The sequence below is a fragment of the Pseudomonas mendocina genome (assembly GCF_900636545.1).
Classification (GTDB): Bacteria; Pseudomonadota; Gammaproteobacteria; order Pseudomonadales; family Pseudomonadaceae; genus Aquipseudomonas; species Aquipseudomonas mendocina.
Window position 1 is genome coordinate 1616736 of record NZ_LR134290.1, and the last position, 26116, is coordinate 1642851.

Annotated in this window: 28 protein-coding genes; 11 read left to right on the plus strand and 17 right to left on the minus strand. The window is 62.7% G+C overall.

From position 1 onward, the window contains the following. Window positions 1-9: 9 nt before the first annotated feature. A complete protein-coding gene (gene pncB / locus EL191_RS07425) occupies window positions 10-1209 on the minus strand; it encodes a nicotinate phosphoribosyltransferase (protein ID WP_017361665.1) in 1200 nt (399 codons plus the stop codon). After that, entirely contained in the window at window positions 1206-1850 is a 645-nt protein-coding gene (locus tag EL191_RS07430; protein ID WP_041977743.1) for a nicotinamidase, read from the minus strand. The genes pncB and EL191_RS07430 overlap by 4 nt, the downstream gene beginning before the upstream one ends. A 142-nt stretch (window positions 1851-1992) precedes the next feature. Between EL191_RS07430 and EL191_RS07435 the strand changes: the two genes are divergently transcribed. After that, entirely contained in the window at window positions 1993-2685 is a 693-nt protein-coding gene (locus EL191_RS07435; protein WP_041977745.1) for an NUDIX domain-containing protein, read from the plus strand. Window positions 2686-2952: 267 nt separating this feature from the next. Here EL191_RS07435 and EL191_RS07440 read toward each other — a convergent pair whose 3' ends face one another. The 4 genes from EL191_RS07440 to EL191_RS07455 all read right to left on the minus strand — a co-directional run bounded on the left by EL191_RS07440 (window position 2953) and on the right by EL191_RS07455 (window position 6746). Continuing rightward, a complete protein-coding gene (locus tag EL191_RS07440; RefSeq protein WP_041977748.1) occupies window positions 2953-5466 on the minus strand; it encodes a penicillin acylase family protein in 2514 nt (837 codons plus the stop codon). A 98-nt stretch (window positions 5467-5564) separates the two neighbouring features. Next, the gene (locus tag EL191_RS07445; protein WP_041977750.1) at window positions 5565-6029 is read right to left on the minus strand and encodes a DUF2489 domain-containing protein; all 465 of its coding nucleotides are present in this window, start codon (window positions 6027-6029) and stop codon (window positions 5565-5567) included. 7 nt (window positions 6030-6036) lie between these two features. Then, window positions 6037-6231 (minus strand): SEC-C metal-binding domain-containing protein, encoded by a 195-nt coding sequence (locus EL191_RS07450; protein WP_013714608.1) that lies wholly within the window; start codon window positions 6229-6231, stop codon window positions 6037-6039. Window positions 6232-6248: 17 nt separating this feature from the next. After that, complete coding sequence (locus EL191_RS07455) at window positions 6249-6746, minus strand: LEA type 2 family protein (RefSeq protein ID WP_085982455.1); 498 nt, start codon at window positions 6744-6746, stop codon at window positions 6249-6251. Window positions 6747-6938: 192 nt separating this feature from the next. Between EL191_RS07455 and EL191_RS07460 the strand changes: the two genes are divergently transcribed. After that, entirely contained in the window at window positions 6939-7499 is a 561-nt protein-coding gene (locus EL191_RS07460; protein ID WP_017361659.1) for a hypothetical protein, read from the plus strand. 64 nt (window positions 7500-7563) lie between these two features. Here the strand turns inward: EL191_RS07460 and EL191_RS07465 are convergent, their stop codons facing one another. The 3 genes from EL191_RS07465 to EL191_RS07475 all read right to left on the minus strand — a co-directional run bounded on the left by EL191_RS07465 (window position 7564) and on the right by EL191_RS07475 (window position 9731). Next, window positions 7564-8679, minus strand: a complete 1116-nt coding sequence (locus EL191_RS07465; protein WP_041977752.1) for a hypothetical protein — start codon at window positions 8677-8679, stop codon at window positions 7564-7566. A gap of 67 nt (window positions 8680-8746) precedes the next feature. Beyond that, a complete protein-coding gene (locus tag EL191_RS07470; protein WP_041977754.1) occupies window positions 8747-9229 on the minus strand; it encodes a YchJ family protein in 483 nt (160 codons plus the stop codon). A gap of 4 nt (window positions 9230-9233) precedes the next feature. Next, window positions 9234-9731 (minus strand): DUF6231 family protein, encoded by a 498-nt coding sequence (locus EL191_RS07475; RefSeq protein WP_017361656.1) that lies wholly within the window; start codon window positions 9729-9731, stop codon window positions 9234-9236. A gap of 163 nt (window positions 9732-9894) precedes the next feature. On the opposite strand from EL191_RS07475, the gene EL191_RS24735 reads away from it, so the two are divergent. From EL191_RS24735 to EL191_RS07490, 3 genes are all read left to right on the plus strand, one after another. Continuing rightward, entirely contained in the window at window positions 9895-10527 is a 633-nt protein-coding gene (locus EL191_RS24735; protein WP_013714614.1) for an OmpA family protein, read from the plus strand. 215 nt (window positions 10528-10742) lie between these two features. Continuing rightward, a complete protein-coding gene (locus EL191_RS07485) occupies window positions 10743-11048 on the plus strand; it encodes a DUF1145 domain-containing protein (RefSeq protein ID WP_013714615.1) in 306 nt (101 codons plus the stop codon). Beyond that, window positions 11041-11802 (plus strand): hypothetical protein, encoded by a 762-nt coding sequence (locus EL191_RS07490; RefSeq protein WP_041977756.1) that lies wholly within the window; start codon window positions 11041-11043, stop codon window positions 11800-11802. Before EL191_RS07485 ends, EL191_RS07490 begins: the two co-directional genes overlap by 8 nt. Window positions 11803-11853: 51 nt before the next feature. Here EL191_RS07490 and EL191_RS07495 read toward each other — a convergent pair whose 3' ends face one another. After that, window positions 11854-12318 carry a CopD family protein gene (locus tag EL191_RS07495; protein WP_013714617.1) on the minus strand — a complete coding sequence of 155 codons (465 nt, stop codon included), beginning with the start codon at window positions 12316-12318 and terminating at the stop codon, window positions 11854-11856. Window positions 12319-12457: 139 nt separating this feature from the next. On the opposite strand from EL191_RS07495, the gene dinG reads away from it, so the two are divergent. Next, window positions 12458-14602, plus strand: coding sequence for an ATP-dependent DNA helicase DinG (dinG, locus tag EL191_RS07500; protein WP_041977758.1), 2145 nt, complete (start codon window positions 12458-12460; stop codon window positions 14600-14602). 5 nt (window positions 14603-14607) lie between these two features. Here the strand turns inward: dinG and mnhG are convergent, their stop codons facing one another. Genes mnhG through mbhE form a run of 6 tightly spaced genes read right to left on the minus strand, consistent with a single transcriptional unit; the run spans window position 14608 to window position 20362 of the window. Then, window positions 14608-14949, minus strand: a complete 342-nt coding sequence (gene mnhG / locus EL191_RS07505; RefSeq protein WP_041977761.1) for a monovalent cation/H(+) antiporter subunit G — start codon at window positions 14947-14949, stop codon at window positions 14608-14610. Next, window positions 14946-15257, minus strand: coding sequence for a monovalent cation/H+ antiporter complex subunit F (locus EL191_RS07510; protein WP_041977764.1), 312 nt, complete (start codon window positions 15255-15257; stop codon window positions 14946-14948). The genes mnhG and EL191_RS07510 overlap by 4 nt, the downstream gene beginning before the upstream one ends. After that, window positions 15254-15751 carry a Na+/H+ antiporter subunit E gene (locus EL191_RS07515; RefSeq protein ID WP_013714621.1) on the minus strand — a complete coding sequence of 166 codons (498 nt, stop codon included), beginning with the start codon at window positions 15749-15751 and terminating at the stop codon, window positions 15254-15256. The genes EL191_RS07510 and EL191_RS07515 overlap by 4 nt, the downstream gene beginning before the upstream one ends. Then, on the minus strand, window positions 15751-17247 hold the full coding sequence (locus EL191_RS07520; RefSeq protein WP_041977766.1) for a proton-conducting transporter transmembrane domain-containing protein: 1497 nt from the start codon (window positions 17245-17247) through the stop codon (window positions 15751-15753). The genes EL191_RS07515 and EL191_RS07520 overlap by 1 nt, the downstream gene beginning before the upstream one ends. After that, on the minus strand, window positions 17244-17642 hold the full coding sequence (locus EL191_RS07525) for a Na+/H+ antiporter subunit C (RefSeq protein WP_013714623.1): 399 nt from the start codon (window positions 17640-17642) through the stop codon (window positions 17244-17246). Before EL191_RS07525 ends, EL191_RS07520 begins: the two co-directional genes overlap by 4 nt. Continuing rightward, window positions 17642-20362 carry a hydrogen gas-evolving membrane-bound hydrogenase subunit E gene (gene mbhE / locus EL191_RS07530; RefSeq protein WP_041977768.1) on the minus strand — a complete coding sequence of 907 codons (2721 nt, stop codon included), beginning with the start codon at window positions 20360-20362 and terminating at the stop codon, window positions 17642-17644. Before mbhE ends, EL191_RS07525 begins: the two co-directional genes overlap by 1 nt. A 239-nt stretch (window positions 20363-20601) precedes the next feature. Here mbhE and EL191_RS07535 point away from each other — a divergent pair, with 239 nt between their 5' ends. The 3 genes from EL191_RS07535 to pdxH all read left to right on the plus strand — a co-directional run bounded on the left by EL191_RS07535 (window position 20602) and on the right by pdxH (window position 23211). Continuing rightward, window positions 20602-21747, plus strand: coding sequence for an EstA family serine hydrolase (locus tag EL191_RS07535; RefSeq protein WP_041977770.1), 1146 nt, complete (start codon window positions 20602-20604; stop codon window positions 21745-21747). Window positions 21748-21828: 81 nt separating this feature from the next. Further along, window positions 21829-22482 carry an OmpA family protein gene (locus EL191_RS07540; RefSeq protein ID WP_013714626.1) on the plus strand — a complete coding sequence of 218 codons (654 nt, stop codon included), beginning with the start codon at window positions 21829-21831 and terminating at the stop codon, window positions 22480-22482. Window positions 22483-22563: 81 nt separating this feature from the next. Continuing rightward, window positions 22564-23211, plus strand: a complete 648-nt coding sequence (gene pdxH, locus EL191_RS07545; RefSeq protein ID WP_017361645.1) for a pyridoxamine 5'-phosphate oxidase — start codon at window positions 22564-22566, stop codon at window positions 23209-23211. A 268-nt stretch (window positions 23212-23479) separates the two neighbouring features. Here pdxH and EL191_RS07550 read toward each other — a convergent pair whose 3' ends face one another. Continuing rightward, window positions 23480-23965, minus strand: a complete 486-nt coding sequence (locus EL191_RS07550) for a hypothetical protein (protein WP_041977773.1) — start codon at window positions 23963-23965, stop codon at window positions 23480-23482. A gap of 369 nt (window positions 23966-24334) precedes the next feature. Here EL191_RS07550 and EL191_RS07555 point away from each other — a divergent pair, with 369 nt between their 5' ends. Then, window positions 24335-24862 carry a ProQ/FinO family protein gene (locus EL191_RS07555; RefSeq protein WP_013714629.1) on the plus strand — a complete coding sequence of 176 codons (528 nt, stop codon included), beginning with the start codon at window positions 24335-24337 and terminating at the stop codon, window positions 24860-24862. A gap of 95 nt (window positions 24863-24957) precedes the next feature. Continuing rightward, window positions 24958-26088, plus strand: coding sequence for a sugar diacid recognition domain-containing protein (locus EL191_RS07560; protein ID WP_013714630.1), 1131 nt, complete (start codon window positions 24958-24960; stop codon window positions 26086-26088). Window positions 26089-26116 lie beyond the last annotated feature (28 nt).

The following is a 26116-nucleotide window of genomic DNA, read 5'->3' on the forward strand; positions in this document are numbered from 1 at the left end:
TCTGGCTCCTCACTGGGTCACGCGAAAGACGTGCTTCAGGTAATGGACGAAGTTCTCGTCGCGGCATTGGGTCTTGCCGGGGGTGTCGGAGATCTTCGCCACGGGCTGACCATTGCAGGCGATCATCTTGATCACGATGTTCATCGGCTCGACGCCGGGGATGTCGCAGGTCAGGTTGGTTCCGATCCCGAAGCTTACGTGGATTCGCCCGGAAAGTGCACGGTAGAGCCGTAGCGATTTGGGCAGGTCGAGCCCGTCGGAGAACACCAGGGTCTTGCTCATCGGATCGATGCCCAGTTTCTCGTAGTGGGCGATGGCTTTTTCCGCCCACACCAGCGGGTCGCCGGAGTCGTGGCGAAGACCGTCGAACAGCTTGGCGAAGTACAGGTCGAAGTCGGCCAGGAAGGCGTCCATGGTGATGCAGTCGGTCAGGGCGATACCCAGCAGGCCACGATACTCGCGCACCCAGCAGTCGAGCGCGGCGATCTGGCTGTCGATCAGGCGCGGGCCGAGCTGCTGGTGCGCCATCAGCCACTCGTGGGCCATGGTGCCGATGGGCTTGAGGTCGAATTCACGCGCCAGGTGCACGTTGCTGGTACCGACGAAGCGCCCGGGGAAATCGCGCTTGAGGATATGCACCGCCTGTTCCTGCACGCGGTAGGAGAAGCGCCGGCGGGTACCGAAGTCGGCCAGTTGAAAACCTGCCAGCTCGCTCGGCGAAGCCTCGGCCTTGAGCCAGTCGAGCTTCTCGTAGAGGCGCTCGGCGGCCTGCTCCAGCAGCACCTCGCGGTAGCGATAGCGGTTGCGCACCTCGCTGACGATGGCCAGCAGCGGCACCTCGAAAAGGATCACGTGCAACCAGGGGCCGCGCAGGCGGATGTTCAACTGACCGTCTTCGATGCTGGTATGCACATAGCGCAGGTTGAAGCGGAACAGGCTGAGGAAGCGAATGAAGTCCGGCTTGATAAAGGGAATGCTTTCGAGGAAGGCGAGCTGATCGACGCTCAGGCTGAGTTCGCTCAGGCGTTCGATCTGGTAGCGAATCTCGGCCAGGTAAGGCGTCAGATCCTCGCTGCTGCGGCAACGAAACTCCCATTCCACCTCGGCGTTGGGGTAGTTGTGCAGCACCGCCTGCATCATGGTCAGCTTGTAGAAATCGGTATCCAGCAGGTTTTGCACGGTGCGGTCGGCGAAGATGCTCTCGCTCATCGCAGGTTCTCCTTGGCTATGACGCTGTCCAGCTGTTCCAGGCTGGCGGCAAGTGTGATGCCGTGCTCGCCCATGGCGATACAGGCAGTTTCGGCGGTTTCGCTGGCGATGGCTCGGCAGGCCGGCAGATACACGATCACCTCGAAGCCGGCGCGGCGCAGTTGCAGGGCGGTGGTCTTGACGCAGTAGTCCAGCGCCAGACCGCCGACCAATACAAGGTCGACGCCATTTTGCCGAAGAAATTCGATCACGCCCGTGCTGCGCTTCTCGGCCAGGTCGTGGTAGCAGGCGCCATAAGGATGCAGGTCGGGCTCCACGCCCTTCCACACGAAGAAGTCGTATTCCAGCGGCGCCGGCAGGCCGTCGAGCAGTTCGAAGCCGGGTGTGCCGGGCACGCAGTGGCTGACCCAGGTCAAGTCGGCATTGACCAGCGGCAGCGCTTGCAGCATCTGCGCGTGGTCCGGCACCACCCAGGCGGCTTGCGGGCTGTGGGCGTCCTTGCTGCCGATGCGCAGTTGAGCGCGCGCTGCCAACTGGTTCAGTGCCGGGACGATGGCGTCGCCCTCGGGGACTGGCAGCTCATTTGGGCAAAGTGGGGTGAAGCCTTTCTGAGCGTCGACGTCGAAGCTGGCGATCTTCATGGTGCGCCTCCTTACTGCGCTTGGGTGATTACATATTTCATCTGGTGAAATATGTAGTCAAGCGTTTTTACCAATTCTTGCGTGAAAGAAGGCGAATTATTGGTCAAGATGAAATAAGTCCATGACGGAGGCGAATGAAAGGATGAGTGCAGTGGAAGTACTGGCCGGGGTGGATATCGTCGCACTCCGCCTGAGCGAGGAGGGGACGTTGCAGGTGCTGCTGCTGCGTCGCCAGCGCGAGCCCTATATGGGGCAGTGGGCGCTACCAGGCGTGCTGGTCAATGGTCGTTGCGCCGATGCCAGCCTGGATGCCGCCGCCGCTCGTGCCCTGGCGGACAAGGCGCGTCTGCAACCGCAGTACCTGGAACAGGTGACCACGGTGGGCAACGGCGTGCGTGATCCGCGTGGCTGGTCGCTGAGCACCTGCTACCTGGCACTGCTAGCGCCTGACGTCGTGCCGCAGGATGAAAATCTGGAGTTCGTCGAGTTGGCCGCCGTCACTTCCGGGCAGCAGGCATTGCCGTTCGACCACGCGCAACTGGTGCGTCTGGCGGCCGAGCGTCTGCGAGGCAAGTCGGTTTACAGCTCGCTGCCGCTGTATCTGCTGGCGCCGCGCTTTACCGTGACCGAAGCACTTGGGGCCTTCCAGGCCTGCCTGGGCGAGCCGGTACAGCACACCACCTTGCGCGGACGGCTGGAACGGATGAAGACCCAGGGCTGGATCAGCGAGACCGGCGAGAAGAACTACCCGAAGATGGGGCGGCCACAAAATCTTTTGGAGCATCGCCCGCTGGCGGCTGAAGTGTTCGTCTTCGACCGCAACCTGCTGGCCTAGCAACCTTCGTGTACCCGTAGCGACTCAGGGGAATACTGCGGGCAAAAAAATAGGCGCCAGAGGCGCCAGGGGAGCATTTCAATCGATGCATAGGTTCTGAACCTGCTCTGGCGAGAAAGTTCATTGCGTGATGTAGAAATGCCATCTTTTTTTTGCAGGCAAAAGAAAAGGCGCCAGAGGCGCCTTAAAACGATGATCTATGGAGTAAGTCGATTACTCAGAGTCGGGGGCCGCAGAAATGGTTCAGAGCACCCCGACGAACGGTCGTCATTTAGCCGGCATCAGCAGCAGGCGCTGGTTGCCATAGACCTTGTCCAGGTTTTCCGACTTGAACGGAAAGCTCATGTAGCCGCCCTTGAGCCATGAGTCGATGCCGTCGGCATAGTGCGGGCTGGCCGGGTTGCCGGACTGGCCTGAGCTATTGACGCCGACCAACGGCTCGTCGGCGGCGAAATCCACCACGATGCGCATCGCCGGGATCAGGAAGGTATTGAAGTCCTGGCCCCAGGCGTAGGCCGAAACGTTCAGCGTGCTGTGGTCACCGCCAGCCGGATAGGGGCCGCGGTCCAGGTAACCTTTCAAGGCGTTTATGCTGGTGCGCTGGCTGGCGCTCATGTAGGGCGCCATGCGAGTGGTGTCGGTCACCCACTCATAGGTATGAAGCTTGCCCCATTGCCAGTTGCGTCGCTCCGTGCCCAGGCGGCTTTCCAGCAGTTCGATGCTGGCGGCCAGGCTGCGTGCCAGGATAGTCGGTTTGTCTTCCTGTTCGGGGGTACGGATGTCGTTCCAGAACGGGCTGTCGGCGCGACCAAGCAGATGGTCGGCCTGGGCCGAGTAGGAGGTGTTGGCGGTTTGCACCAACGCCTGCCAGGCCGGGCTGTTTTCCGGGCCCAGCTCGTCGAGGAAGATATGCCGCGCGCTTTCATGCAGGAAGGCGCCGTAGATGGCTGCATCGGGCGAGCTGGCGGCGAGCTTGCCGTCGAAGGCAAGCAGACGCTTCAGGGCTTCGTCTGCACGCTCGCGCTGGCCAGCCGGCAGCGCAGCGATGGCCTGGCGCAGCGAGTCATGCATGGCCGGGTCGTTGAACATGGCCTGCAGCTTGGCGACGAAGGGGGACGTCTGGTCGTACTGCATGGCGATCATGCTGCGGCCATCATGACGGCCGTTGCCGGCCAGTTCGGCGATGCGTTCGGCCCGCTCAGGGTAGTACCAGGAACTGGAGAGCTGCATGCCATATCCTGGCGGCACGCTGCGTTCGTTGGCTGTACCCAGCCAGCCCTGCGGCGGGTCCTGATCGTAGGGGTGCAGCATCGGATCGGCAAAGCCGTCCCAGGCATAGCGCTCGTCCCAGCCAGGGGAGGGCAGCAGACCGCGGCCTTCACGGCGATTCGGGTAGCGACCGGTGACCTGCCAGCCGATGTGCTGGGCGTCGGCAAAAACGATATTGAGCGGCATGGCGCGGATCTCGCGCGCCGCCTCGAAGGCTTGGTCCACCGACTGCGCGCGTGATAGGTCGAAGAAGGCGTCGAGGCTCTTGTCACGCTCGAATTGCGTGGTCTTCAGCGCCAGGCCATAACCGCTCTGCAGCGGCAGAGGTTGCAACATGTGCTTGCGCTCGCCGAGCACCGTGTTGAGCAGCGGGCCATTGCGGGTTTCGTACAGTGTCTCGCGGACCGGTCGTTGGCCGCGGATGAAGAAGGTTTCCTGACGTTCGGCGACCGGTAGCCACTTGCCGTCCGCCTGGTACATCAGACGGCTGCCTTCACGCTTGATGCGCTCCAGATAAATGTCCTGATTGTCGCCCATGACCATGGTCATGCCCCAGGCGAGCTTGCCGTTGTAGCCGGCGACCACGGCCGGTACGCCCGCGAGTGATACGCCTGCGGCCTGGTACTTGGGCGAACGGATCTGCACGAAATTCCACAACGAGGGCATGCTCAGCGGCAGGTGGGTGTCGTTGGCCAGCAGGCTCTTGCCGCCGCGGGTTCGTTGCGGCGCGATGGCCCAGTTGTTCGAGGCGGCAACGCCGAGCATGTGTTGCTCGGCGATCTGCGCCGCTGTTCGGGAGATCGCTTGCAGACCTGGCAACTGTCCTTTGAGGTCGAGACCTGCGAGTTTCTCCGCCTCGGCGAAGGGCAGCGGTTCGTCCGGGTAGATCGGCAGCAACCAGGGCAGTTTGTCGGCGCCCACTTGCTGGGCCATGGTCAGTGCAGCGATTTCTTCCTGCAAATTCACCGCCAGACCGAAGTTCAGCAGGCAGAACAGCAGCACCGAATCCTCGGGCTTCCAGTACTCGGGGCGGTAGCCGGATTCAGCCAGGTCCATCGGCAGGCGGTCGCGGTAGCGGAACATGTAGGCATTGACGCCGCGTGCATAGACTTCGAAGAAGCGTTTCAGGCGAGGCGACGCGTCGGCATAGAGGATTTCCGCACTCTTCCTGAGGTTCACTGCACGCATGAAGCGGTCCATCTCCAGAGCGCCGGGCCCAGCCATTTCCGCCAGGCGGCCCTGGGCCAGCAGGCGCATGCCGACCATCTGGCTGAGGCGGTCGCCGGCATGTACATAACCCAAGGCGAACAGCGCATCGTGGAAAGTGCTCGACTCGATCAGCGGCATGCCAAGGGCGTTGCGCCGCACCGATGCGCTCTCGGCCACGCCCTGAATGCGTTCGACGCCGCGGGTGGGCGGTACGCTGTCGGCATAACGGCTGTTGAGCAGAGACTGGCAGCCGGCAAGGCCGGTCAGGGAAGCAACGAGAGTCAGGCAGGCCAGCGTGCGCATGGCGAATATCCTTGGTGTGCGAACAGGCGAGGCCAGTGTTCATCAACCGGCCACAAAGGCGCCAAGGTAATGAGGCCGTCGTGGCCTGGCAAGAGGTCTCAGGCGATTGCCCGAGACCCTTTCAGTCCTTCGTCCAGCAACCAGCGCGCGGCAACGCGTGCGGCGGCCTTATGCTGCAGTTCCAGCTCGTTGAAGCGCTTTTCGAAGCGGCGTCGCTCTGCCTTGTCCAACGCTTTCCAGGCCGCATGGGTGGGCACGTCGGCGGTTGCTTCGAAGAGCACGTGGAACACCTGGCAGCGGCTGTCATTGCTCAGGTTGCTGTCGTAGTTGTCGAGCAACACCTTGATGCGAATGGCGCCTTCGATCAGCGGCAGTTGCTCGTCGAGCAGGCTGCTGGCGAGGATGTTCAGGTCGCCGCCAATGCGCTGCTGGTGCTCCTGCTGTGCTTCCTCACGAGCGCGCTGGTTGGCCCATACACGGCGCCAAAGGTGCCAGGCATAGGCCGCCAGCGCTGCAATCAACAGCAGGCCGGTGACTAGCAGGATGAGGGGCAGGGCATCCATACGCGGTTCAGGCGCCGTGGCACTTCTTGAATTTTTTCTGGCTGCCGCAGGGGCATGGGTCGTTGCGGCCGACATCCTTCAGCGCGTTGCGTACCGGTTCCTGATGACCGTGGTTACAGTGCGGGCCATGCACATGGCCGTGATCGTGATGATCGTGGTCATGGTTGCAGTCGGGGCCGTGGACGTGAGGTTCGTTGCTCATGGTGTTACTCATGCAGGTTATTCGGGGATGAAATCGCCGGGAATTATCTCTCCATTGCGCGCCATGTGCACGCTACGGCCGAACAACATGCCTGTTTTTACTTCACCCTTGAGGCTGTAGCGAATCGGGACGTCGGGTTTTTCCAGTGCCTTGACGATCTGCCGCACATGGCGCCAGAGGTTGGTGCGTACCGGCACGTCGAAGGTGTGATGACCGTGGGCGGGCACGGTGAACCACTCGTTGGAGTAGCCCTCGGCCAGCTGGATGCCGTTAAGGTGGACGTTGTAGTTCAGCCCGCGCACGGGCAGGCTGACCCCATTGGGATTGTCGATTCGAAAGCGCAGGCTGAACTCCTGTTCAAGTAGCCTGGCCTTGATCACATCAACTTTGATGAGTTGGACGTCCGGGTCCTTGAAGCCACCTGTCATCCAGGTAGAGCATCCTGTCAGGCCTGAAAGCAGGCCGAAAAACATCAATAGGCTGATAATTCTTATCATTTGCGCCTGAGAAAACATTTCACACCCCCATTGCGGCCCAGTGTAACAAGCAAGCGCTTGGCTGCAACGGGTGAACCAGCATTATTTTCAAGACGATAGCGTCGCCGATTGGCTTGCTGGTGAATCGCGATGACATGGATGAGAAGCCTGCAGTGTCAGGGCAAGGGAACCTGCGCCATACTGAGCGGCGAATTGGACAGGAGTGTGACCATGAGTCGCTACGAGATCGCCTTCTCCGGGCAACTGGTGCCGGGGGCACAGCCGGAGTTGGTCAAGGCCAATCTGGCCAAGCTGTTCCAGGCCGATGCTCAGCGTATCGCCCAGTTGTTCTCCGGGCGCCGCATCGTGATCAAGAACAACCTCGACGCCGCAGCCGCAGAGAAATATCGGACGACTCTCGAACGTGCCGGCGCGCGTGTCGAGGTCGTCGACATGGACGTGCTGATCGAGGAAGTCGAACTCGCGCCCCCGCCGCCGCTGCCAGCCGAGTCGATGCCAGTTTCGGTGGCTGCGCCTGTTGCGGCCAGGCCTGGTCGGTTGCAGGTCGCGCCACGTGATGAATACATGGCTGCGTTCAGCGAAGTGGATGCACCGGATTTTGGCATCGCGCCGGTCGGCAGCGATCTGCAGGACGCCAGGCCCGACGCTGCAGCGCCGGCAGTGGACTTGTCGCAATTCAGCCTGGCGCCGGTGGGCAGTGACATGGGCCAGGCCAAACCGGCGAATCCGGCCCCTGCGCCGGATACCTCGCACCTGAAACTGCAGGACTGACCGCTTCACGCCTTGGCGACGCCGTGCTGCGCGGGCAGCCACGGCGTTTTTGCATCGAGCGCGGCTAGTCCGCCTTGCACTTGGCTTGTGCCTCCTTCGGTTTGAGGTTGCGCACGCTGGTGAAGAACAGCTCGCAGGTTTGCAGCTTCTCCGTCACCTGCCATTTCTGGGTGCAGCTATTAAGCATCTGCTGTGCATCGCGCGTCGGTTGCTGGCCCATGCCGGCTTGCCAGCAGGCCGCGCTCAGGTCTTGCCCCATGACCCTGATCCCCGCCGCGTCGGCAGCATCTTCGCTGCCCTTGTTGTTGGCTGGATCGGCTGCGTACCAGATATAGCTCGGATGATTGGCACCGAGTACGGAAACCTGCCGGCCGGTGCCTGCGTCGATCTGGCCGAGCCCCAGCACCGGCAGGCTTACCCCGTATTGCTGCTTGATCCAGCTGCGCACCGGGCTGCCGAAGGCGACCATCGGCAGGCTGGTGTTGTCCGGGGCGGCACTGAGCTCATCGACCATGCGGCGTTGGTAGTCGTTGAAGTAACCGTATACGCCTTCTAAGGCGCTGCCGGCACTGGCCGGGGCGGCGATGGGGGCGATGTCGACGATGGTCTGGTAGGCCGGCGTCTGTTCGGGGGCGATGCCGTTGTAGTTGAGCAGGGCGGCCCAGCGGTCGGTGGTGCTCGAACGCAGGTAGTCCTGAGCCTGGGTTAGTGAGTAGTCCGGTGGGAAGTGCAGCAGTTCGACGCTCTTGCGGTTCTCCAGTGCCATGCCCAGCGGCAGGAAGAAATACCAGTTGTACTGCCATTTGCCGTCACGATTGAGTTGGCTGGCGCCCTGATAGGCCAGGTCGCCGGCATTGAGCAATTGCAGCAGGGATTTGCCGTACTCGGCTGGTGTGCCGGCGAAGTGGGCTTGTACGCGCTCACCGTTGCGTGTGACATGTACGCTGGCCTGCGGGTAGCCATCGCGCACCAGGCTCTGCTGCAGATAGTGTTCCACCGTCTGCTCCAGCGTCCAGTCGCGGTAGCAGATCACGCTGCAGTTGTTCGGATAGGCGAACAGACGGCTGACGCGCTGGCTGTCCCCCAGGTCCAGCGTGTCCCCTTGCAGCCCGCCGGGCTGGTTGGCGCAGCCAAAGAGCAGGCTGGCCAGGATAAGAGCGATACCACTTTTCTTGTGCATGGCTTTCTCCTTGTTGAGTGTCCTCGAGGGACGATTCAACTCAAGCAGAAAGCGCGATTAACGCCAATCAGCCGTTCAGGTAAGGCGCGCAGCACTTCTTGAACTTCTGACCGCCCTGGCAGGGGCACGGATCATTGCGTCCAGCCTTCAACGGCACTGTCGGGTCGAGGAAGTACCAGCGTCCATCCACCTGAACGAAGGCGGAGCATTCGCGGTGACGATGGTCACCCTGTCCATCGTGCCAGTGGGCGACGAAGACGACCTGCGCATGCTCGGGCTGGCCGCCGAACACTTCACTGCCTTCCACTTCCAGGCCAAGCCAGGTGCTCTGGGCGCTCCAGGCAGCCATGGCTTCATGGTCGAGTGCCTGCTGCTGAATGGGCAGGGTAGTGGCCACCAGATAGTCCACCAGGCCCAGTACATAGGCGCTGTAGCGCGAGCGCATGAGAAGCTCCGCGCTGGGCGCGTGGGTGCCTGCGTGGTAGTGGCCGCAGCATTGACTCAGCGGGTTGCCGCTACCGCAGGGGCAATTGGGATCGAGGGGGTTCATCGCTCTACCACCAGTATTTGCCGAAGTTTTGTGGATTGGCCCAGAACTTTGCGTTCAACCAGTCGGGAACTTGCTTGTAATCGAGCAGATCATAGGTGAACAGATGCAGGGTCTGTCCCTCGCGCTGGAACTGCTCGCTGGCCTGCATGGCCAGGGCGAACAGGTCGGTTTCCTGCCAATCACCTGCCTTGAGGTCGAGCAATACGGCGACCCGGCTGGCGTTGAGGTTGCGAATGCCACCCAGTAGTTGCAGTCCATCGCGCTTGGGTAAGTGCTCCAGACAGTCGACCAGCAGTGCAAGGTCGAAGCGCTGTGCGGCCAGTTCCGGCGCCAGGGGAGCAGCAGGTGCAGTGGTGACCTGACACTGCGGGTGGGCGCTGTGAAAGGCGCTGACTGCGGGTAGTTCGCTTGCGCCGAGCAACAGCAGTTTCTCGGGTGTGTAGCGGGCAAGCAGTGCCGCAATGGCCTGCTGTGGAGTACGGGTGCTAAGGCTGGCGGTCATCGAACTTCCTCGAAAAGTCTGCAAAGACTAACGTGGTGTCGGTATCAGGCCTAGAGTGAGAGAAAATTATCCGCAGAAGCTGCTATAGCTGGCGGATTGTACAACTCCTGTCTTTACTACTATCGAGTCGGTTATGGGCCGATGAACATTGGAGACCTAAAGTATGAGTATCACAAGGAACGCAGTACCCCTGATTCTGGCTAGTACCCTGCTGACCGGTTGTGCCGGCCTGCAGAAAACCGACTGGCCCACCTGCGCGGCGGTAGGCGGTGTAGGTGGTGCAGCGTTAGGGGCAATCGAAAGCTCTACCTGGGCGGGTGGTGGTGCACTGGTGGGTGCTGGTATGGCTGCCGCGTACTGCTGGGTACATGGTGCCGAAGCTCAGCAGGTTGCCGTCGTCGAAGAAGAGGTCATGGTCGAGGAAGTCGCCGTGGCTGAGCCGGCCGAAGCCGTGCGCGTCGAGCTGGACGTCAAGTTCGACTTCGACAAGGCTCAGGTCAAGCAGGAAAGCTATGGCGATATCAAAGCCCTGGCTGACTTCATGAAACAGTACCCGCAGACCAGCACCGTGGTTGAAGGTCATACCGACTCCGTGGGCAGCGATGCTTACAACCAGGGTCTGTCCGAGCGCCGCGCCAGCGCCGTTCGTGACGTTCTGGTCAACCAGTATGGTGTCGAGTCCGGTCGTGTGCAGGCGGTGGGTTATGGCGAGAGCCGCCCGGTTGCCGACAACGCCACAGCCGATGGCCGTGCGATCAACCGTCGCGTAGAGGCCGAGGTCGAAGCTCAGCCGTAAGGCAGCTTCGCTTCACAAAGGCGTCAACCGCAAGGGCCCGACCGGTTCTCCATCGGTCGGGCCTTTTCTATGTGACGCTCGGGCCGTCTTAGCCAACCAACGCTGGACAGCGGCGGCGATACGTTAAGTCATGGAAAATAGCCTTCCGCTCTGGTGGTCCAGGCTGCGACCGGTTAACGTGCTGCGCTATTAGAAAATCGAGCACGAGGGCGGGGATGAAAGCACTGTTGATCATGGGCAAGGCGCTGGCCTTGGTCTTCTGGCTGGTGTTCGGTGCGGCGCTGACCAAGCGCCTGGGGGCTCCGTTCGAGCAGCTCGTCTATCTTCTCGCGGCCTTCCTGGCGCTGCTGCATGGTGTGCAGTTGTGGCTGTTCTCCGGTCTGCTGGCCGGTCGCGCCAACCCTTGGCTGGAGCGTATACAGGTGCTGCTGTTCGGTATTTTCCACCTGTATCCGCTGAAGGCGGTGCAACAACCCGATGCTCCCACTGTTGCGACGATCGAGGAGACTGCGCATGCGTAGTCTCGCTCTGTTGCTGTGCTTGTGCGCCGGCGCCGCGTCGGCAGTTACACAGGTGAAAGTGCCATCCAATACCTTGATGCGTCTGCCCGTCGCCAGCAGCAGTCTGCAGCTCGAGCGGCTGGAAGTGGCGGACCAGGCGACTCTCATGATTCCGGCTGCGGTGACCGAGCTGCGCGTCGGCGAACTGCTGATGGGGCGTGATGCTCGCATCGGTGTGGCGCCGGGTGAGCAGCCGCTGCGGCTCATTGTCGAAGATGCCGATATCGGTCCTGGCGCCTGGATCAGCGCCAAGGGCGCCGCCGGTACCTATACGCGGCCAGCGACGCCGGGGCGTGAGATCAGCCTCAAGCTGCACAAGCTGACATTCGAGTCGCTGACGCTGGATGTGCGCGGTGGTCAGGGCACGCCTGGTTATGCCGGGCTCGATGGTGCCCATGGCAAGCCGGGCGGCTGCACCTGGGGCCAGGCCAGCGCCGGCTACGATGGTCAGGACGGCACCGACGGTCATGCCGGCGCAGACGGTGGCAAGGTAACGCTGGAGGTGCCGCACTATGTGGAGGTCGAGCGCATGCAGGTATTGCTCGATGGCGGCGCGGGTGGCGCTGCGGGTTCGGCGGGGCGCCCTGGCCGCGGTGGTGCGGCCAAGGTCTGCCTGCTTTATGGCGTAGATGGCGCCGCGGATGGCAAACCGGGCCAGCCTGGGCGCGAAGGTGCGGCAGGCCGCAGTGGTGCCGTACAGGTCTTTCGCTTCTAGCTAATAGCGGCCTTCGTTGGCTCATCGTGCGAGCGAAGGCCGCCTCGTCACTCAGAATGACGGGCGCATGGCAACCAATGTCATCAGTGCCAGGCCGATCAGCAGGTTGCTACCGACCACCCTGCGAATCCGCCCCAGCACCTCGCCGCCGGCAGGCCAGTTCTCAGCCTCCACGGCTCGCCGCAGTTCGGGTAACTGCAGCGCCTGAATTCGCAGGAACAGGGCGAGCATCACCAGGTACAGCCCCATCATGATGTGTACGTAGCGCGGTGCTGCGTCGAAGCCGCTGTAGCTGATGTGCAACATGCCGACACCGGTCAGTGGCAGGGCCAGCACTGCCAGCCAGACCCAGACGAAGAACCGCTTGAACACGCTTAGCCACAGGCGCAGTCGCGCGGGCGGCTCCAGCGTTTCCACTGCGGCAGGCCGCAGGATCATCCAGGCGAAGAACATGCCCCCGACCCAGACGACAGCGGCAAGCAGATGTAAGGCGTAGAGCGGTGCATAGGGCGTCATGTGGCGTCTCCGTTGGGCCGTTTGGCAGTTCGCGGGATTCGATTGGCATGCGAGTCTGCGCCAGATCGATAGGCGCGTTATGATAGCGGCCGCTCTGCGAATACTGAAAATTTATCCAGCCTTTTTCGTTTCAGAATCCATGCTCAGTACCGAACTCAAGACCCAGATTCAGGGCGCCTATTCGCGCTTTCTCGAGGCCAAGTCGCTCAAGCCGCGTTACGGCCAGCGCCTGATGATCGCCGAGATCGCCAAGGTGCTCGGCACCATCCGGAGTGACGACGAGGGCAAGCGCCTGGGCGACCCTGCCGTGGTGGCGGTCGAAGCAGGCACCGGTACCGGCAAGACCGTGGCCTATAGCCTAGCCACCATCCCCACGGCCAAGGCTGCCGGCAAGCGTCTGGTGATTGCCACCGCTACCGTGGCATTGCAGGAGCAGATCGTGCACAAGGATCTGCCTGATCTGCTGCGCAACAGTGGCCTGAACTTCAGCTTCGCCCTGGCCAAGGGGCGTGGGCGTTACCTGTGCCTGTCCAAGCTCGATCATTTGCTGCAGGACGGTGCCGCGCAGAGCGCCACCGCACAGCTGTTCGAGGAGGAAGGTTTCCGCATCGACGTCGATGAACAGGGCCAGAAACTGTTCACCACGATGATCGAGAAACTCGCCGGCAACAAATGGGACGGTGATCGCGACAGCTGGCCGGAGGAACTGGAGGACAGCCGCTGGGCGCAGTTGACCACCGATCACAGCCAGTGCACCAACCGTCATTGCCCGAATTTCCAGCAATGTGCCTTCTATAAGGCGCGCGAAGGCATGGGCAAGGTCGACGTGATCGTCACCAATCATGACATGGTGTTGGCCGATCTCGCGCTTGGCGGCGGCGCCGTGCTGCCCGACCCGCGCGAGACCATCTATGTTTTCGATGAAGGCCATCACCTGCCGGACAAGGCCATCGGCCACTTCGCCCACTTCACTCGCCTGCGCTCCACCGCCGACTGGCTCACCCAGATCGACAAGAACCTGACCAAGCTGCTGGCACAGAATCCGTTGCCCGGTGATCTCGGCCGCCTGATCGAACAGGTGCCGGAGCTGGCCCGTGAGCTGAAGACCCAGCAGCAGTTCATGTTCAGTGCCTGTGAAGAGGTTGCCGACTTCAAGGCCGGTGAGGATATGGAAGGGCGCGAACGGCCCCGTCATCGCTTCGCCGGCGGGGTGGTGCCGGAGCATCTGACTGAACTGGGACTGGAACTTAAGAAGGGTTTCTCCAAGCTCAACGACCTGTTCACCAGCGTTACCGAGTTGCTCAAGGAGGCCATGGATGGAGAAGGCGCCGTGGGCATCGCCAGCCACCAGGCCGAGGAATGGTATCCGCTGTTCGGCAGCCTGATGGCGCGTGCCAAGGGCAACTGGGAACTATGGTTGGCCTTCACCGCTGAAGACCCAGAAGAAAGCCCGCCGATGGCGCGCTGGCTGACCTTGGCCGAGACCGGTGCGCTGTTCGATATCGAGGTCAACGCCAGCCCGATCCTGGCTGCCGAGACCCTGCGCCGCAACCTGTGGAATGTCGCCCATGGCTGCCTGGTGACATCCGCGACGCTGACCGCGCTGGGGACCTTCGACCGCTATCGCATGCGTGCCGGGCTGCCCAAGGTGGCGGTCACCGCTATCGTGCCGAGCCCCTTCCATCATGCCGATGCCGGCCTGCTGCGAGTACCGGATCTCAAGGCCGATCCTCGTGAGGCGGCGGCGCATACCGCAGCGATCATTCGTGACCTGCCGGGCCTGGTAGCGGGCAGTCGCGGCTCGCTGGTGCTGTTTTCTTCGCGCAAGCAAATGCAGGACGTGTTCGATGGCCTTGACCGTGAATGGCGCAAGCGTGTGTTCATCCAGGGCAACCTATCCAAGCAGGAGACCCTGAACAAGCACAAGGCGCGTGTCGATTCGGGTGAGGAGAGTGTGCTGTTCGGCCTGGCCAGTTTCGCCGAGGGCGTCGACCTGCCGGGCGCTTATTGCGAGCACGTGGTGATCGCCAAGATTCCCTTTGCCGTCCCGGACGACCCGGTGGAAGCGGCGCTGGCCGAGTGGATCGAGGCGCGCGGCGGCAACCCGTTCATGGAAATCGCCGTGCCGGACGCCTCGCTGCGCCTGGTGCAGGCCTGTGGTCGCCTGCTGCGTACCGAGGCCGACCGCGGCACCATCACCCTGCTCGATCGCCGTGTGGTGACCCAGCGTTACGGCAAGGCCATTCTCAATGCCTTGCCGCCGTTTCGCCGGCAGATAGATTAAGCGGTTTATTCACCGTCCCTATTGCGCTGTTCCAGCTCATCGCCCAGGCGCCCCAGCGTCGGCCGAATGCCGGCGCGGTGAGCGGCGCGGGCGATGGCGTGCGCAGCCAGCGGGGCGCTGGCCAGCAGGATCAGCAGGCCGAGAAAGGCTTCCAGGGCCAGCTCTCCGCTGCTGGCCAGGGCTACTGCTCCGAGTAATAGAACCGCGCCGAGAACCCCGGCCTTGCTCGCCGCATGCATGCGGCTGTAACTGTCGGGCAGGCGCAGTACGCCGATCGCGCCGAGCAGGGAAATCAGTGCACCGCCGAGCACCAGCAGCGAGGCCAGCCAGGCCTGGATCTCGTTCATGGGCGTTCCTCGCGTTTTTCCGGCATCTGGCTGTGAGCGTCATCGAACAGAAAGGCGAAAGCCGCCGTGCCGAGAAACGACACCAGCGCCAGCAAGACCGCGACGTCGACGAACAGTGCCTCGCCGCGTATCAGGCACAGCAATGCCATGGCCGCGACCGCCAGCAGGGTCAGGGCATCGATGGCCACAGCGCGATCCGGTCGGCTCGGCCCGCGCAACAGGCGATACAAGGTGATCAGTCCGCTCAGCGCGAGCAGGGCTGCCGCCAGGGGCAGTACCCAGGCGGCGCCGGCCAGGTGCAGGGTCATGGCATCACTCCTTCGGCTTTGCCGGCATCGAGCCAGGACAGCAGGCGGCGCTCCAGCTCGATCAGGGTGTCGGTCACGTCCTCTCGGCGGCGCGCATCCAGGGCGTGGATATAGAGCAGGCCCTGCTCAGGGTCATAGTCCAGGGCCAGGGTGCCGGGGGTCAGGGTCAGCAGGGTGCCGAGCAGGGTCACCTTGTCCACCTCACGGCGGGTAACCGGGTAGGCCAGTATCGCCGGCTCTACGTCGACCCGACGCGCCAGCACCAGGGTGGCGACGTGATAGGTGGCGAGAAACACCTGGGTGATGAACCACAGACAGAAGCTGATGCCATGTTCCAGACTGCGCGCGTAACGGCGCAGGCGCTCGACCATCAGTCCCAGCATGCGCGCCAGCAGGTAGAGCAGGGCGAAGGCCAGCAGGCCGCCGCCCAGATGGCCGGCGCCGAGGCTCCAGGCCAGTATGGCACTGGCCAGCAGATGGATGAGAAACAACATCAGGCACCTCCTGCGCCGGTGAAGGGTTGCAGATAGGCTTGCGGGTCGGCGAGCTGCGCGGCGGCCGCCACGGCATAGTCGATCAGCGGGCCGGCGCCCAGACCGATCAGTACGGTCAGCAGCGCCAGGGCACTCATGCCCAGCCACGCCGCGCGTATGCCGGTAACCGTTTGCAGCGCCTCTTCACCTCCTGGATGGGGCTTGAGAAACGCTTCGTTCCAGATCTTGTTCATCGACAGCAAGGTGAACACGCCAGTCAGCAGCGCGATGCCGGCAGCCCACCAGGCCGCAGCATCCAGGCTGGCCTTGACCAGCAGGAACTTGGCCCAGAAGCCGGACAACGGCGGTATGCCTGCCAGCGACAGCGCCGGAATGGCGAAGAGCAGCGCGAGCCAGGGCATGCGCTTATACAATCCGCCCATGTCGGCCAGCCGCTCGGAGCCACAGATGCGCGCCGCCAGGCCGCCGATGAAGAACAGGTTGGCTTTCACCACGATATGGTGGATCAAATAGAACACCGCACCAGCCAGCGCCAGTGGGGTGGCCAGGGCGAGGCCGAGGATCATGTAGCCAACCTGGCTGACGATATGGAACGACAGGATGCGCCGCACCTCGGTCTGCGCCGCCGCGCCGAGCACGCCCACCAGCATGGTGGCGCAGGCGACCCACAGCAGCAGTTGATGCGGCAGGCCATGCTCCGGCCAGAGCAGAGTCACCATCCGAATCAGCGCATATACACCCACCTTGGTCAGCAGCCCGGCGAACATCGCCGACACGGCGGTGAGCGCCACGTGATAGGTCGCCGGCAGCCAGCCGAACACCGGGAACAGCGCGGCCTTGATGGCGAACGACAGCAGCATCAGCAGCAACGCCGGCGTGACGCCAGGTGGCGCTTCACCACTGCGCATGATCACCGCCAGTTCACCCATGTTCAGCGTGCCGCTGGCGCCGTAGACCAGGCCGGCGGCGAGCAGGAAGATCAGCGTGGCGAACAGGTTCAGCGCTACATAGGTCATGCTACCGGCCAGCCGGCGGCTGCCACCGCCGAGCGCCATCAGAGCGAAGGAGGCGATCAGTAGCACCTCGAACCAGACATAGAGATTGAAGATGTCGGCGGTGATGAAGGCGCCGCAGATACCGGTCAGCAGACCCTGTATGAAGATATGGAAGTCGCGGCCGACCTTGCTGTCGTTGTCCTTGGCGACGCCGTAGAGCAGGGTGACCAGGGCTACCACAGCGCTGATGGCGATCATCACCGCTGAAAGCCGGTCGATCACCAGGCTGATGCCGAACGGAGCCTGCCAGCTGCCGACCTGGCCGCTCAGCACTACGCCCTGCGCGGCCTGCCAGACCAAAACCAGGCCCACCGCTACCAGTAGTGCGGCGCCGCTGAGGCTGAGCACGCGCACAGCCAGCAGGTGGCGACGCAGAATGATCGCCAGCAGCAGGCTGCACAGCGGAACGAGGATCGGCGCAACGAGTAACGCGTGGTTCATCGGCGACCCTCCGCATCGTCGCTTTCATGCTCGCTGTCGTGCCAGTCGGGCGCCGGTTGTTCGGTGATCGAGCTGACCGAGTCGGTGGTCTTGTCGCCATGCAGTTCGCGGGTGCGCTTGAGCAGCGCCAGGGCGAAGATGAACAGGCTGAAACCGATGACGATCGCCGTCAGCACCAATGCCTGCGGTAGCGGGTTGGCCGCCTCGACCGTATTGCCGGCCTCGACGAAGGCCGGGCGCTCGCCAAAGAAGCGCCCGGCGGTGAGAACGCCCAGGTTGATTGCATTACCCAATACCACCACACCCAGCACGACGCGCTTGAGATTGCGGTCCAGAAGCATCCACAGGCCCAGACCCGCCAGGCCTCCGGTCGTGATTGCAGCGAGCCATTCCATCAGTGGCGAACTCCCGTGAGCTTGTCGATCATGTGCAGGGCGGAGCCAAACACGGTGAGGAATACGCCGATATCGAAGAGCAAAGGCGTGCCCAGCGGCAGTCCGCCGGGGAAGGTCCAGAGACCTGTGAGAAACGCGCTGCCGGCGATCAGGCCAAGAATGCCGGCGCCGGCCGCGCAGCCCAGGCCGATACCGATCAGTTGCGCGGGCGCCAGCGGCAGCACGCGGCGGATTTGCCCGTGGCCATAGGTCAGCACCAGCAGGATCAGGCCACAGGCCGCGACCAGGCCGCCGATGAAACCGCCACCCGGCAGGTTATGCCCGCGCCACAGCAGCAGCAGGGAGGCGGCCAGCATCACCCAGGCCAGCGGGCGCAGGCCCTGGCGTAGCAGCGGCGAGGTGAAGGCATCTTCACCGCTGTGCTCGTTGCCGAAGCGTCGGCCGGTGCCGAGCAGGCTGGCAGCAGCAAGGGCGGAGAGTGAGACCACGAGAATTTCACCGAGGGTATCGAAGGCGCGGAAGTCCACCAGAATCACGTTGACCACGTTATGGCCATGCCCACCGGGCAGGCTGTTGGCCTGATACCACTGGGCGATGTCGCCTGGCAGCGGCAGGCTTACTGCGAGCAGCAGTGCGCCGGTCACGCTGAGGCCGAAGAGTATCGCCACGCTGGCATGCAGTCGGCGCTTCCAGGGCGCGCGGGCGCCACTGGCAGGCACCGTGGGCATCTTGCGAAACACCAGGGCGAGGAAGATCAGGCTGAGGGTTTCCACCATCAACTGGGTCATCGCCACATCCGGGGCATTGACCGAGATGAACACCAGTGCCAGGCCCAGGCCGCAGGCGCCGAGGGCGGCCAGCAAGGTCAGGCGGCCGGGCAGGAACGCGGCCGCCACACCGCCGCCCAGTGCCAGCAGGCAGCCGGCTAGGCCCAGTGGTGAGATCGGCCTGTAGCTGCCCTGCAGCAACTGCGGTAGCGCCGGCAGCAGGCCGACCGCCAGCAGGCCGCCGACCGCCAGGGCCAGCAGCACCAGATGCTGACGTAGCGAGCCGTGCTGGAAGCGAGCGGCAAGGAGCCCGGCGAAGTGGAACACGCGTTTGAGCAGGCGATCCCAGATCAGGTCGCCGCTGACGTTCCAGGCCGCGTTGGCGCTGTCCAGCAGCTGCCGCACCCGGTCGCGTATCACATAGAACAGCGCGCCCAGCGATACGGTCAGCAAGCTGGCGAGCAGGGCAGGGGTAATGCCGCCCCACAGATACAGATTCACATCCACCGGGCCGCGGGCCACGGTTTGTACCGCATTGTTCACCAGCCAGGTTTCCGGCCATGCATTCCAGGCACCGAGCAGGAAGCCGCCGATGGCCAGCAGCATTGGCCCCAGCCACATCGGCAGACCGACTTCATGAGGTTGGCGTGGATAGTCGCCGCACTTGCCGAGGAAGGTCTGCAGGAACACCAGTCCGGCAGCGGCGAACAGCAGAGCGTTGGTGAGAATCATCACCAGGGTCACCGCCCAGCCGATATGGCCCATCTCGATCAGGCCGGTGTATTTGAATTCCTTGGCGATGAAACCGAAGAACGGCGGCAGGCCGGCGTTGGAGAACGCCGCCAGCGCCACGGCGGCGCCGGTCAGCGGCATGTAGCGGATCAAACCGCCGAGGCGCGTTAGCTCGCGGGTCCCGGTGGCATGATCGATGGCGCCGACCGCCATGAACAACGCACCTTTATACAGAGAGTGCGCCACCAGATAGAGCACGAACGCTTGTAGACCGTAGCTGGTATTGGTCCCGATCAGCATGGTCAGTTGGCCCAGCACTGTCACTGTGGTGTAGGCCAGCAGGCGCTTGATATCGGTCTGGCGGAAGGCGAGGAAGGCGCCTAGCACCGCCGTTGCCGCGCCAAAGGTGATCAGCAGCGTACCCCAGCCGATGGAGCCGCCGAGCACCGGGTTCAGGCGTGCCAGCAGGTAGATGCCGGCCTTGACCATGGTCGCCGAGTGCAGATAGGTGGACACTGGCGTGGGTGCGTTCATCGCGTTGGGCAGCCACAGGTGGAAGGGCACCTGTGCCGATTTGGTGAAGCAGCCGAGCAGCACCAGGGCAATGATCGCCGGTAGCAGCACATGGCCTTCGATCTGTTCGGCGCTGAGGCTGGAGAACTGCCAGTTACCCGTGGCCCCGCCAAGCAGGATAAGGCCCGCCAGCAGCGCCAGGCCACCGCCGCCGGTGATCAGCAGCGCCTGCAGCGCGGCCCTGCGCGATACGACTTTCTCATGCTGGAAACTGATCAACAGGAAGGAGGCGATGCTGGTGAGCTCCCAGAACACGAACATCGCCACCAAATCATCGGCCAGCACCAGACCGAGCATCGCCAACATGAACACCAGCAGGTAGGCATGGAAGCGGCCAAGGTGCGCGTGGCTCGATAGGTAACTGCCTGCGTACAGCACGATCAGGCTGCCGATGCCGCTGATAAGCAGGGCAAAAACCAGCGAGAGGCCATCCAGGCGCAGGCTCAGGTTGATACCCAGCGCCGGAATCCAGCTCATGCTCTGCAGGACTGCTTCGCCGCTGGCGATCAACGGAATCTGTTGAACGAACCAGATGAAGGCCACCAGCGGCGCCAGCATCAGCAGCCAGCCTGTACGAGCACCCAGCAGGCGTGTCAGGCCAGGCGCCATGATGGCCGCCAGGGCGATCAGGGACAGTAGGTAGAGCACTTGTTTCTCCTGTGCCGAGCGTCGAATCCATGGCTGCCTGACGATCATGCACCTGCTCGCGGCCGGCGTTTTCCGGTCTGACACGGGCTTCAGGGCGTATCGGTCATATCAGGCCGCGCTTTTTTCAGCATAGGAAAAACCAATCGAAGATCGCTATTTTATGAAGTTTCAGAACATTGCATGATAGGCGGCTGCCATCATCGGCAGTATTTGGCCAAGCAGCGAAACGGGAGAACAGCGTGCAGATTCAGGGCTATTTCGACTTGCGCTTCGAGGCGGTTAGAGACGCGTTCGCTGCACTGTTCGATGATGCGCAGGAGCGGGGCGCGGCCCTGTGCGTGAAGATCGGCGGTGAAACAGTGATTGACCTATGGGCCGGGGTGATGGACAAGGATGGCCAGCAGGCCTGGCACAGCGACACCATCGCCAATCTGTTTTCCTGCACCAAGCCCTTCGCGGCGGTGGTGGCTTTGCAGCTGGTAGGCGAAGGCAAGCTCGATCTGGATGCCCCCGTGGCGCGTTACTGGCCCGAATTCGCTGCCGCCGGCAAGGCGCGCATCAGCGTGCGTCATCTGCTCTGCCATCAGGCGGGCCTGCCGGCGCTACGTCAGTTGTTGCCCGCCGAGGCGCTGTACGACTGGCAGACCATGACCAACGCGCTGGCGGCTGAAGAGCCCTGGTGGCCGCTGGGCGATGGCCACGGCTACGCGCCCATTACCTATGGCTGGCTGATCGGTGAACTGATTCGTCGGGTCGAAGGCTGCGGGCCAGGCGAAAGCATCGCTGCGCGCATCGCCAAGCCGTTGGGTCTCGATTTCCACGTTGGCCTGGATGACAGTGAATTCGATCGCGTCGCCCATATCGCCCGTGGCAAGGGCAATCTCGGCGATGCTGCCGCGCAGCGCCTGCTCAAGGTGATGATGAGCGATGCCAGCGCCATGAGCACACGCTCATTCACCAACCCGCCGTCGATCATGACCAGCACCAACAAGCCAGAGTGGCGACGCATGCAACAGCCGGCCGCCAATGGCCATGGCAATGCGCGCAGCCTGGCGGGCTTCTATGCAGGTCTGCTCGACGGCAGCCTGCTTGATGGCGACCTGCTTGATGAGATGACTCGTGAGCACAGCGTGGGTGACGACAAGACCTTGCTGACCCGTACGCGGTTTGGCCTCGGCTGCATGCTCGATCAGGCTGATGTGAGCAACGCCACCTACGGCATGGGGGCAAAAGCCTTCGGCCATCCCGGCGCCGGTGGTTCCAGCGGCTTTGCCGACCCGGAGCGGGACCTTGCATTCGGCTTCGTGATCAACAATCTAGGACCGTTCGTCTTGATGGACCCCCGCGCGCAGAAACTTGCACGTCAGATTGCGGACTGTATCTGATTGAACGGCTAAACTCGCGCCAATCGTTCCGTACCAACCATAACGAATTGACCATTAGATCTGTTTGACCTCGGGGGCTACATGCGTGCCAACAAGATTATTGCCTTTACCTGCTGCCTGCTGATTGCGGGCTGTGCCGGTTCGGAAAAGAAGGAAGTCGCCAAGCCGGCAGCGATGCCTGCGCCTCAGGTAACTCGCGCCTGGCTCGACGAGTACGAGCCGAAACTGCGCGAAGCGGTCAAAGGCAGCCAGTTCGAGTTCGAGCGTCGGGAAAATCTGTTGGTGGTAACCGCGCCGGTGCAGGGCTCCTTCAATCCGGACCGCCCGCACATGCTTCTGCCAGCCAGCCTCGGCCCGATCACCCGTGTCGCCAAGCTGCTGGAAACCGATGAAGACATCGCCGTGGTTGTCCTCGGTCATGCCGACAGCAGTGGCGATGCGGCGCTGAACCGCGACCTGAGCCAGCAGCGCGCGCGCGCCGTTACCTCCATCTTCCGTCTCAGCGGCCTGAAGCAGAGTCGTCTGCAGGTCATGGGTCTGGGCTCCGACATGCCGCGCGCCGCCAATGACAGTGCCGCCGGTCGTGCACTCAACCGCCGCGTGGAAATCCTCCTGACCTCGCGCGACACCATGCAGGGCCTGATCGCCAAGTACAGCCAGCCGGCCAAGTCGGAGCTCAAGGATGCGCCCAAGGTAGCTGCCGCAGATCAAGGAAAAGTCAGCAAGTCGGAGTAAGCTTGCAGGCATTTCCACACTGCGAGGGCTGGCGCTAGAAACCAGACGGATTGGTTTCCGGCCCTGTCCTGAGGAACTGCCATGACCCAAACCCTGGCCGATATGCGCCGCGACTACACCCGCGACGGCCTGAGCGAAGCCCAGGCCCCGCTGGAACCCTTTGCCCTGTTCCGTCAGTGGTTCGATGACGCGGTCAAGACCGAGCAACTACCGGTCGAGCCCAATGCGATGACCCTGGCCACCGTCGACGAACAAGGCCGTCCCCATTGTCGCGTACTGTTGCTCAAGGGCCTCGACGAACGGGGTTTCACCTTCTTTAGCAACTATGACAGCGCCAAGGGGCGTCAACTGGCGGCCCGTCCCTTTGCTGCCATGACCTTCTTCTGGCCCAGCCTGGAGCGCCAGGTGCGCATCGAGGGGCTTGTGGAGCGCGTCTCCGCGGCCGAATCCGATGGTTACTACCAGGTTCGCCCGCTGGGTAGCCGGATTGGTGCCTGGGCCTCACCGCAGAGCAAGGTGATTCGTGATCGCGCCGAGCTGGAGGATCTGCTCGCGGAAACCGAAAAACGTTTCCTCAACCAGGCGCCACATTGCCCGCCGCATTGGGGGGGCTACCGTCTGCTGCCCGAACGCATCGAGTTCTGGCAGGGGAGGCCCAGTCGCCTGCATGACCGCCTCAACTATCGCCTACAGGGCGAAGCCTGGATTCGTGAACGGCTGGCGCCCTGACAGGACGGAGGGTGTGGTCAGCGCCCCGATCGGTTGATGCGAGGTCTCAGCAAACTGTTCCCTTGAAACCATTGGGTCTGGGGCTGCTTTCGACCCAAAACGGATTCGGAGGCTGCCTGCAGGAGATTTCATCATCAGGCATTCATTGCTGATGAGTGCGTTCGGTGCGCGGCCACATATGGTCGCGATCTGGTTCAGCGCATCGGCCGGCTGAGGATGGGCACCCATGCAGTGGATGCCCAGTTGATGGTGTGGCGCAGACAGTTGGTTATTGTTGGGACAGGTACTCGTTAACCAAAGCCTTGAATTCTGCAGCGGCTTTGTTTTCCGGGCTGTCGAAGTAAAAAATCGGACAGTTTATGTTTTCAAAACCGAACTCGTTATGGCTGCTTCCCTGATCCTTGACCGCTTTCGATCTGGCAATTGCATCCTCAGCCGTGTAGCCCTTGGTTCTCAGGAAGTTGGTAAACCCCCCAGCGTTGCTGCCGAGATCGAGATGCATGATGTACCGGGCGGCAGATGGGCCAACAATTTCCTTTAGAAAAACCTCATTCATTGCCCCTGACTTATGGGCGTCATACGCGATAAGTAAGTGGGTCGTCATGTTCGAGTTGAGCTTGGACTCGCTGACGGGATAGTTCTGGCACATGGCTTGCGCCATTTTTTCTGCATCGGATGTGGCGTTAGCAGCGCTGCTTAACAGTGCGGTTGTGATGAACGTTGCAGCAGTAAAGCTAGCTATTTCGGTCTTCATGAATGGCTCTCCTGCCATTTATTTGCCTTGCTTGGAGAGGTTCCACCTCTCGCGCTTTTAACCCGACTGGGACTACGGCTTGAATGGGGCGATTACCTTAGCTGTGTCGAGTGATCCCGTATTCGCTGACGGTCGCGCGCCAGAATAGCAAGCTCACCGCCCAGGCCAAAAGGAGCCAAGTTGCGGTCAGCGTGTGCAGGGCGTCTGCTTTGCTGCCTGGGTTCCGTTTGGCCAAACGGTCCTGCACCAGTCCTTAAAGCCTGCCCGTTATCCCACCGTCGAGCACTCCGGTTGCCAATAAGGCTGTGCGAAACGAGCACATAAGATACCCTTGCGCCACGAACCAACCAGGACGCTGTGAACCGAACGATGGGTTTTGAACAACTAGCCGAGCTACGTGACCGCCTGCGAGCCGAGAAAAAGCAGGTAGAGCAGGTACAGCAGGCAAAGAGCGAAGGCGCCAAGCCGCAAAAGCGCAAGCAACCGCAAAAGGCCAAGACCCGAGAGCAGGATCCGGCTGTCGAGGCGATCTGGCGGCTGCAGAAGCATTTCCCTCTGGCTTTCCCGGTCAACCCCGCGCCCAAGGTGCCGCTGAAAGAAGGCATTCTCAAGGATGCCGAGCAGCATCTATCGCTGCTCGGCATCAGCCTTGAGCAGCTCAAGCTGGGTATTGCCGCCTGGTGTCGCGGCGGGCGCTACTGGTCTGCGATGACCGAGAACGCGCCGCGTCTGGACCTGCAAGGCCAACCCGTTGGTGTGGTGACAGCCGGGCAGGCGTTGCACGCCCGGCAGCAGGCCAGGCGGCATCGCATGGAAGCGCGGCGTAATCAAGCCAAGGCGAAAGTGCCGGCGAATGACACCGCCGTAGGCAGCGTCGAGCAACCAAGCGCCGAGTGAAACGTCTGCAGTAGCCCGAGGATTGCTCGGGCTCTCCAGCGCATTGGCCTGTCCAACGGCCTACAATGGCGACCTCATTCGCGAGGCCGTTCCCGATGCTCGAACTCGACTCCACCCTGGCGCAGCATATTGTCGACCGCGCCATGGCTATCCTGCCGTACAACATCAACGTGATGGATGCGCAGGGCATGATCATCGGCAGTGGCGACCCCAGTCGGCTGCATACCCGCCATGAGGGCGCGCAGCTAGTGCTGGCCAATCGACGCGTGGTGGAGATCGATGCGCAGGCAGCAGCCTGCCTGCGTGGCGTCAAACCCGGAGTGAATCTGCCATTGCTGCATGCCGAGCGGCTGATCGGTGTGCTCGGTATCACTGGCGAGCCCGAGACCGTACGCCCCTATGCCGAGCTGGTGCGCATGGCCGCAGAAATGCTGGTCGAACACCGCGTCCTGCAAGCCGAGCGGCATTGGCAACGACATCAGCAGGAGGCCTGGTTGCGCCAGTTGCTCGACCCGCAGCTGCGCCTGTCCAGCTTCGAGGTCGATGCCGAGCGCCTCGGCCTGCAACTGACCTGGCCGCGGCAGATGTGTCTGCTGCAGCTCGACGGCGAGGGCGACCCGCTGCCGCGCCAGGCGCGTTTGTTGGCGTCTCTGGGAGGCAAGAGCGAACACCTGGTAGCGCCGTTGGGGCGTCAAGAACTGCTCTGGTGCAGGCCCTATAGCGCTACGCGCGATGATCGTGCCTGGCTGCAGCAAGCCGATGAGCGCGAGTGGGGCGTACGTTCGCTGGCGCTGAGTGATCCCTTGCATGACCTGGCCGAGCTGCGCCAAGCCAGTCTGGTGCTGCGTGATCTGCAAGCATACGGCCAGGCGCGTTTCCCCGAGCGTCGCCTGCTGCGACTGGATGAGTTGCGCCTGCCGACGCTGCTCTATGCCCAACGCCACAGCTGGCTGCTACAGGGCTGGCTGGCGCCCCTGCGCCAGGTCCTGGCGCAGGACCCGCAGGGTACGCTGCGCGCGACGCTGGAGGCCTGGTGCGCACATGACGGTCAGGTGCAGACCTGTGCCCAGGAGCTGGGCATTCATCGCAATACCTTGCGCTATCGCCTGGAACGTATCGCCGAGCTCAGTGGCCTGGATCTCAACCGGCTGGATCAGCGCCTGCAGCTATCCTTGGGGCTGGGATTGCTGGAGCCGGAAGTGACCGTTCAACCGCGCGCTCGGTAATCCACTCGCAGTAGGTGTGCTAGATGGC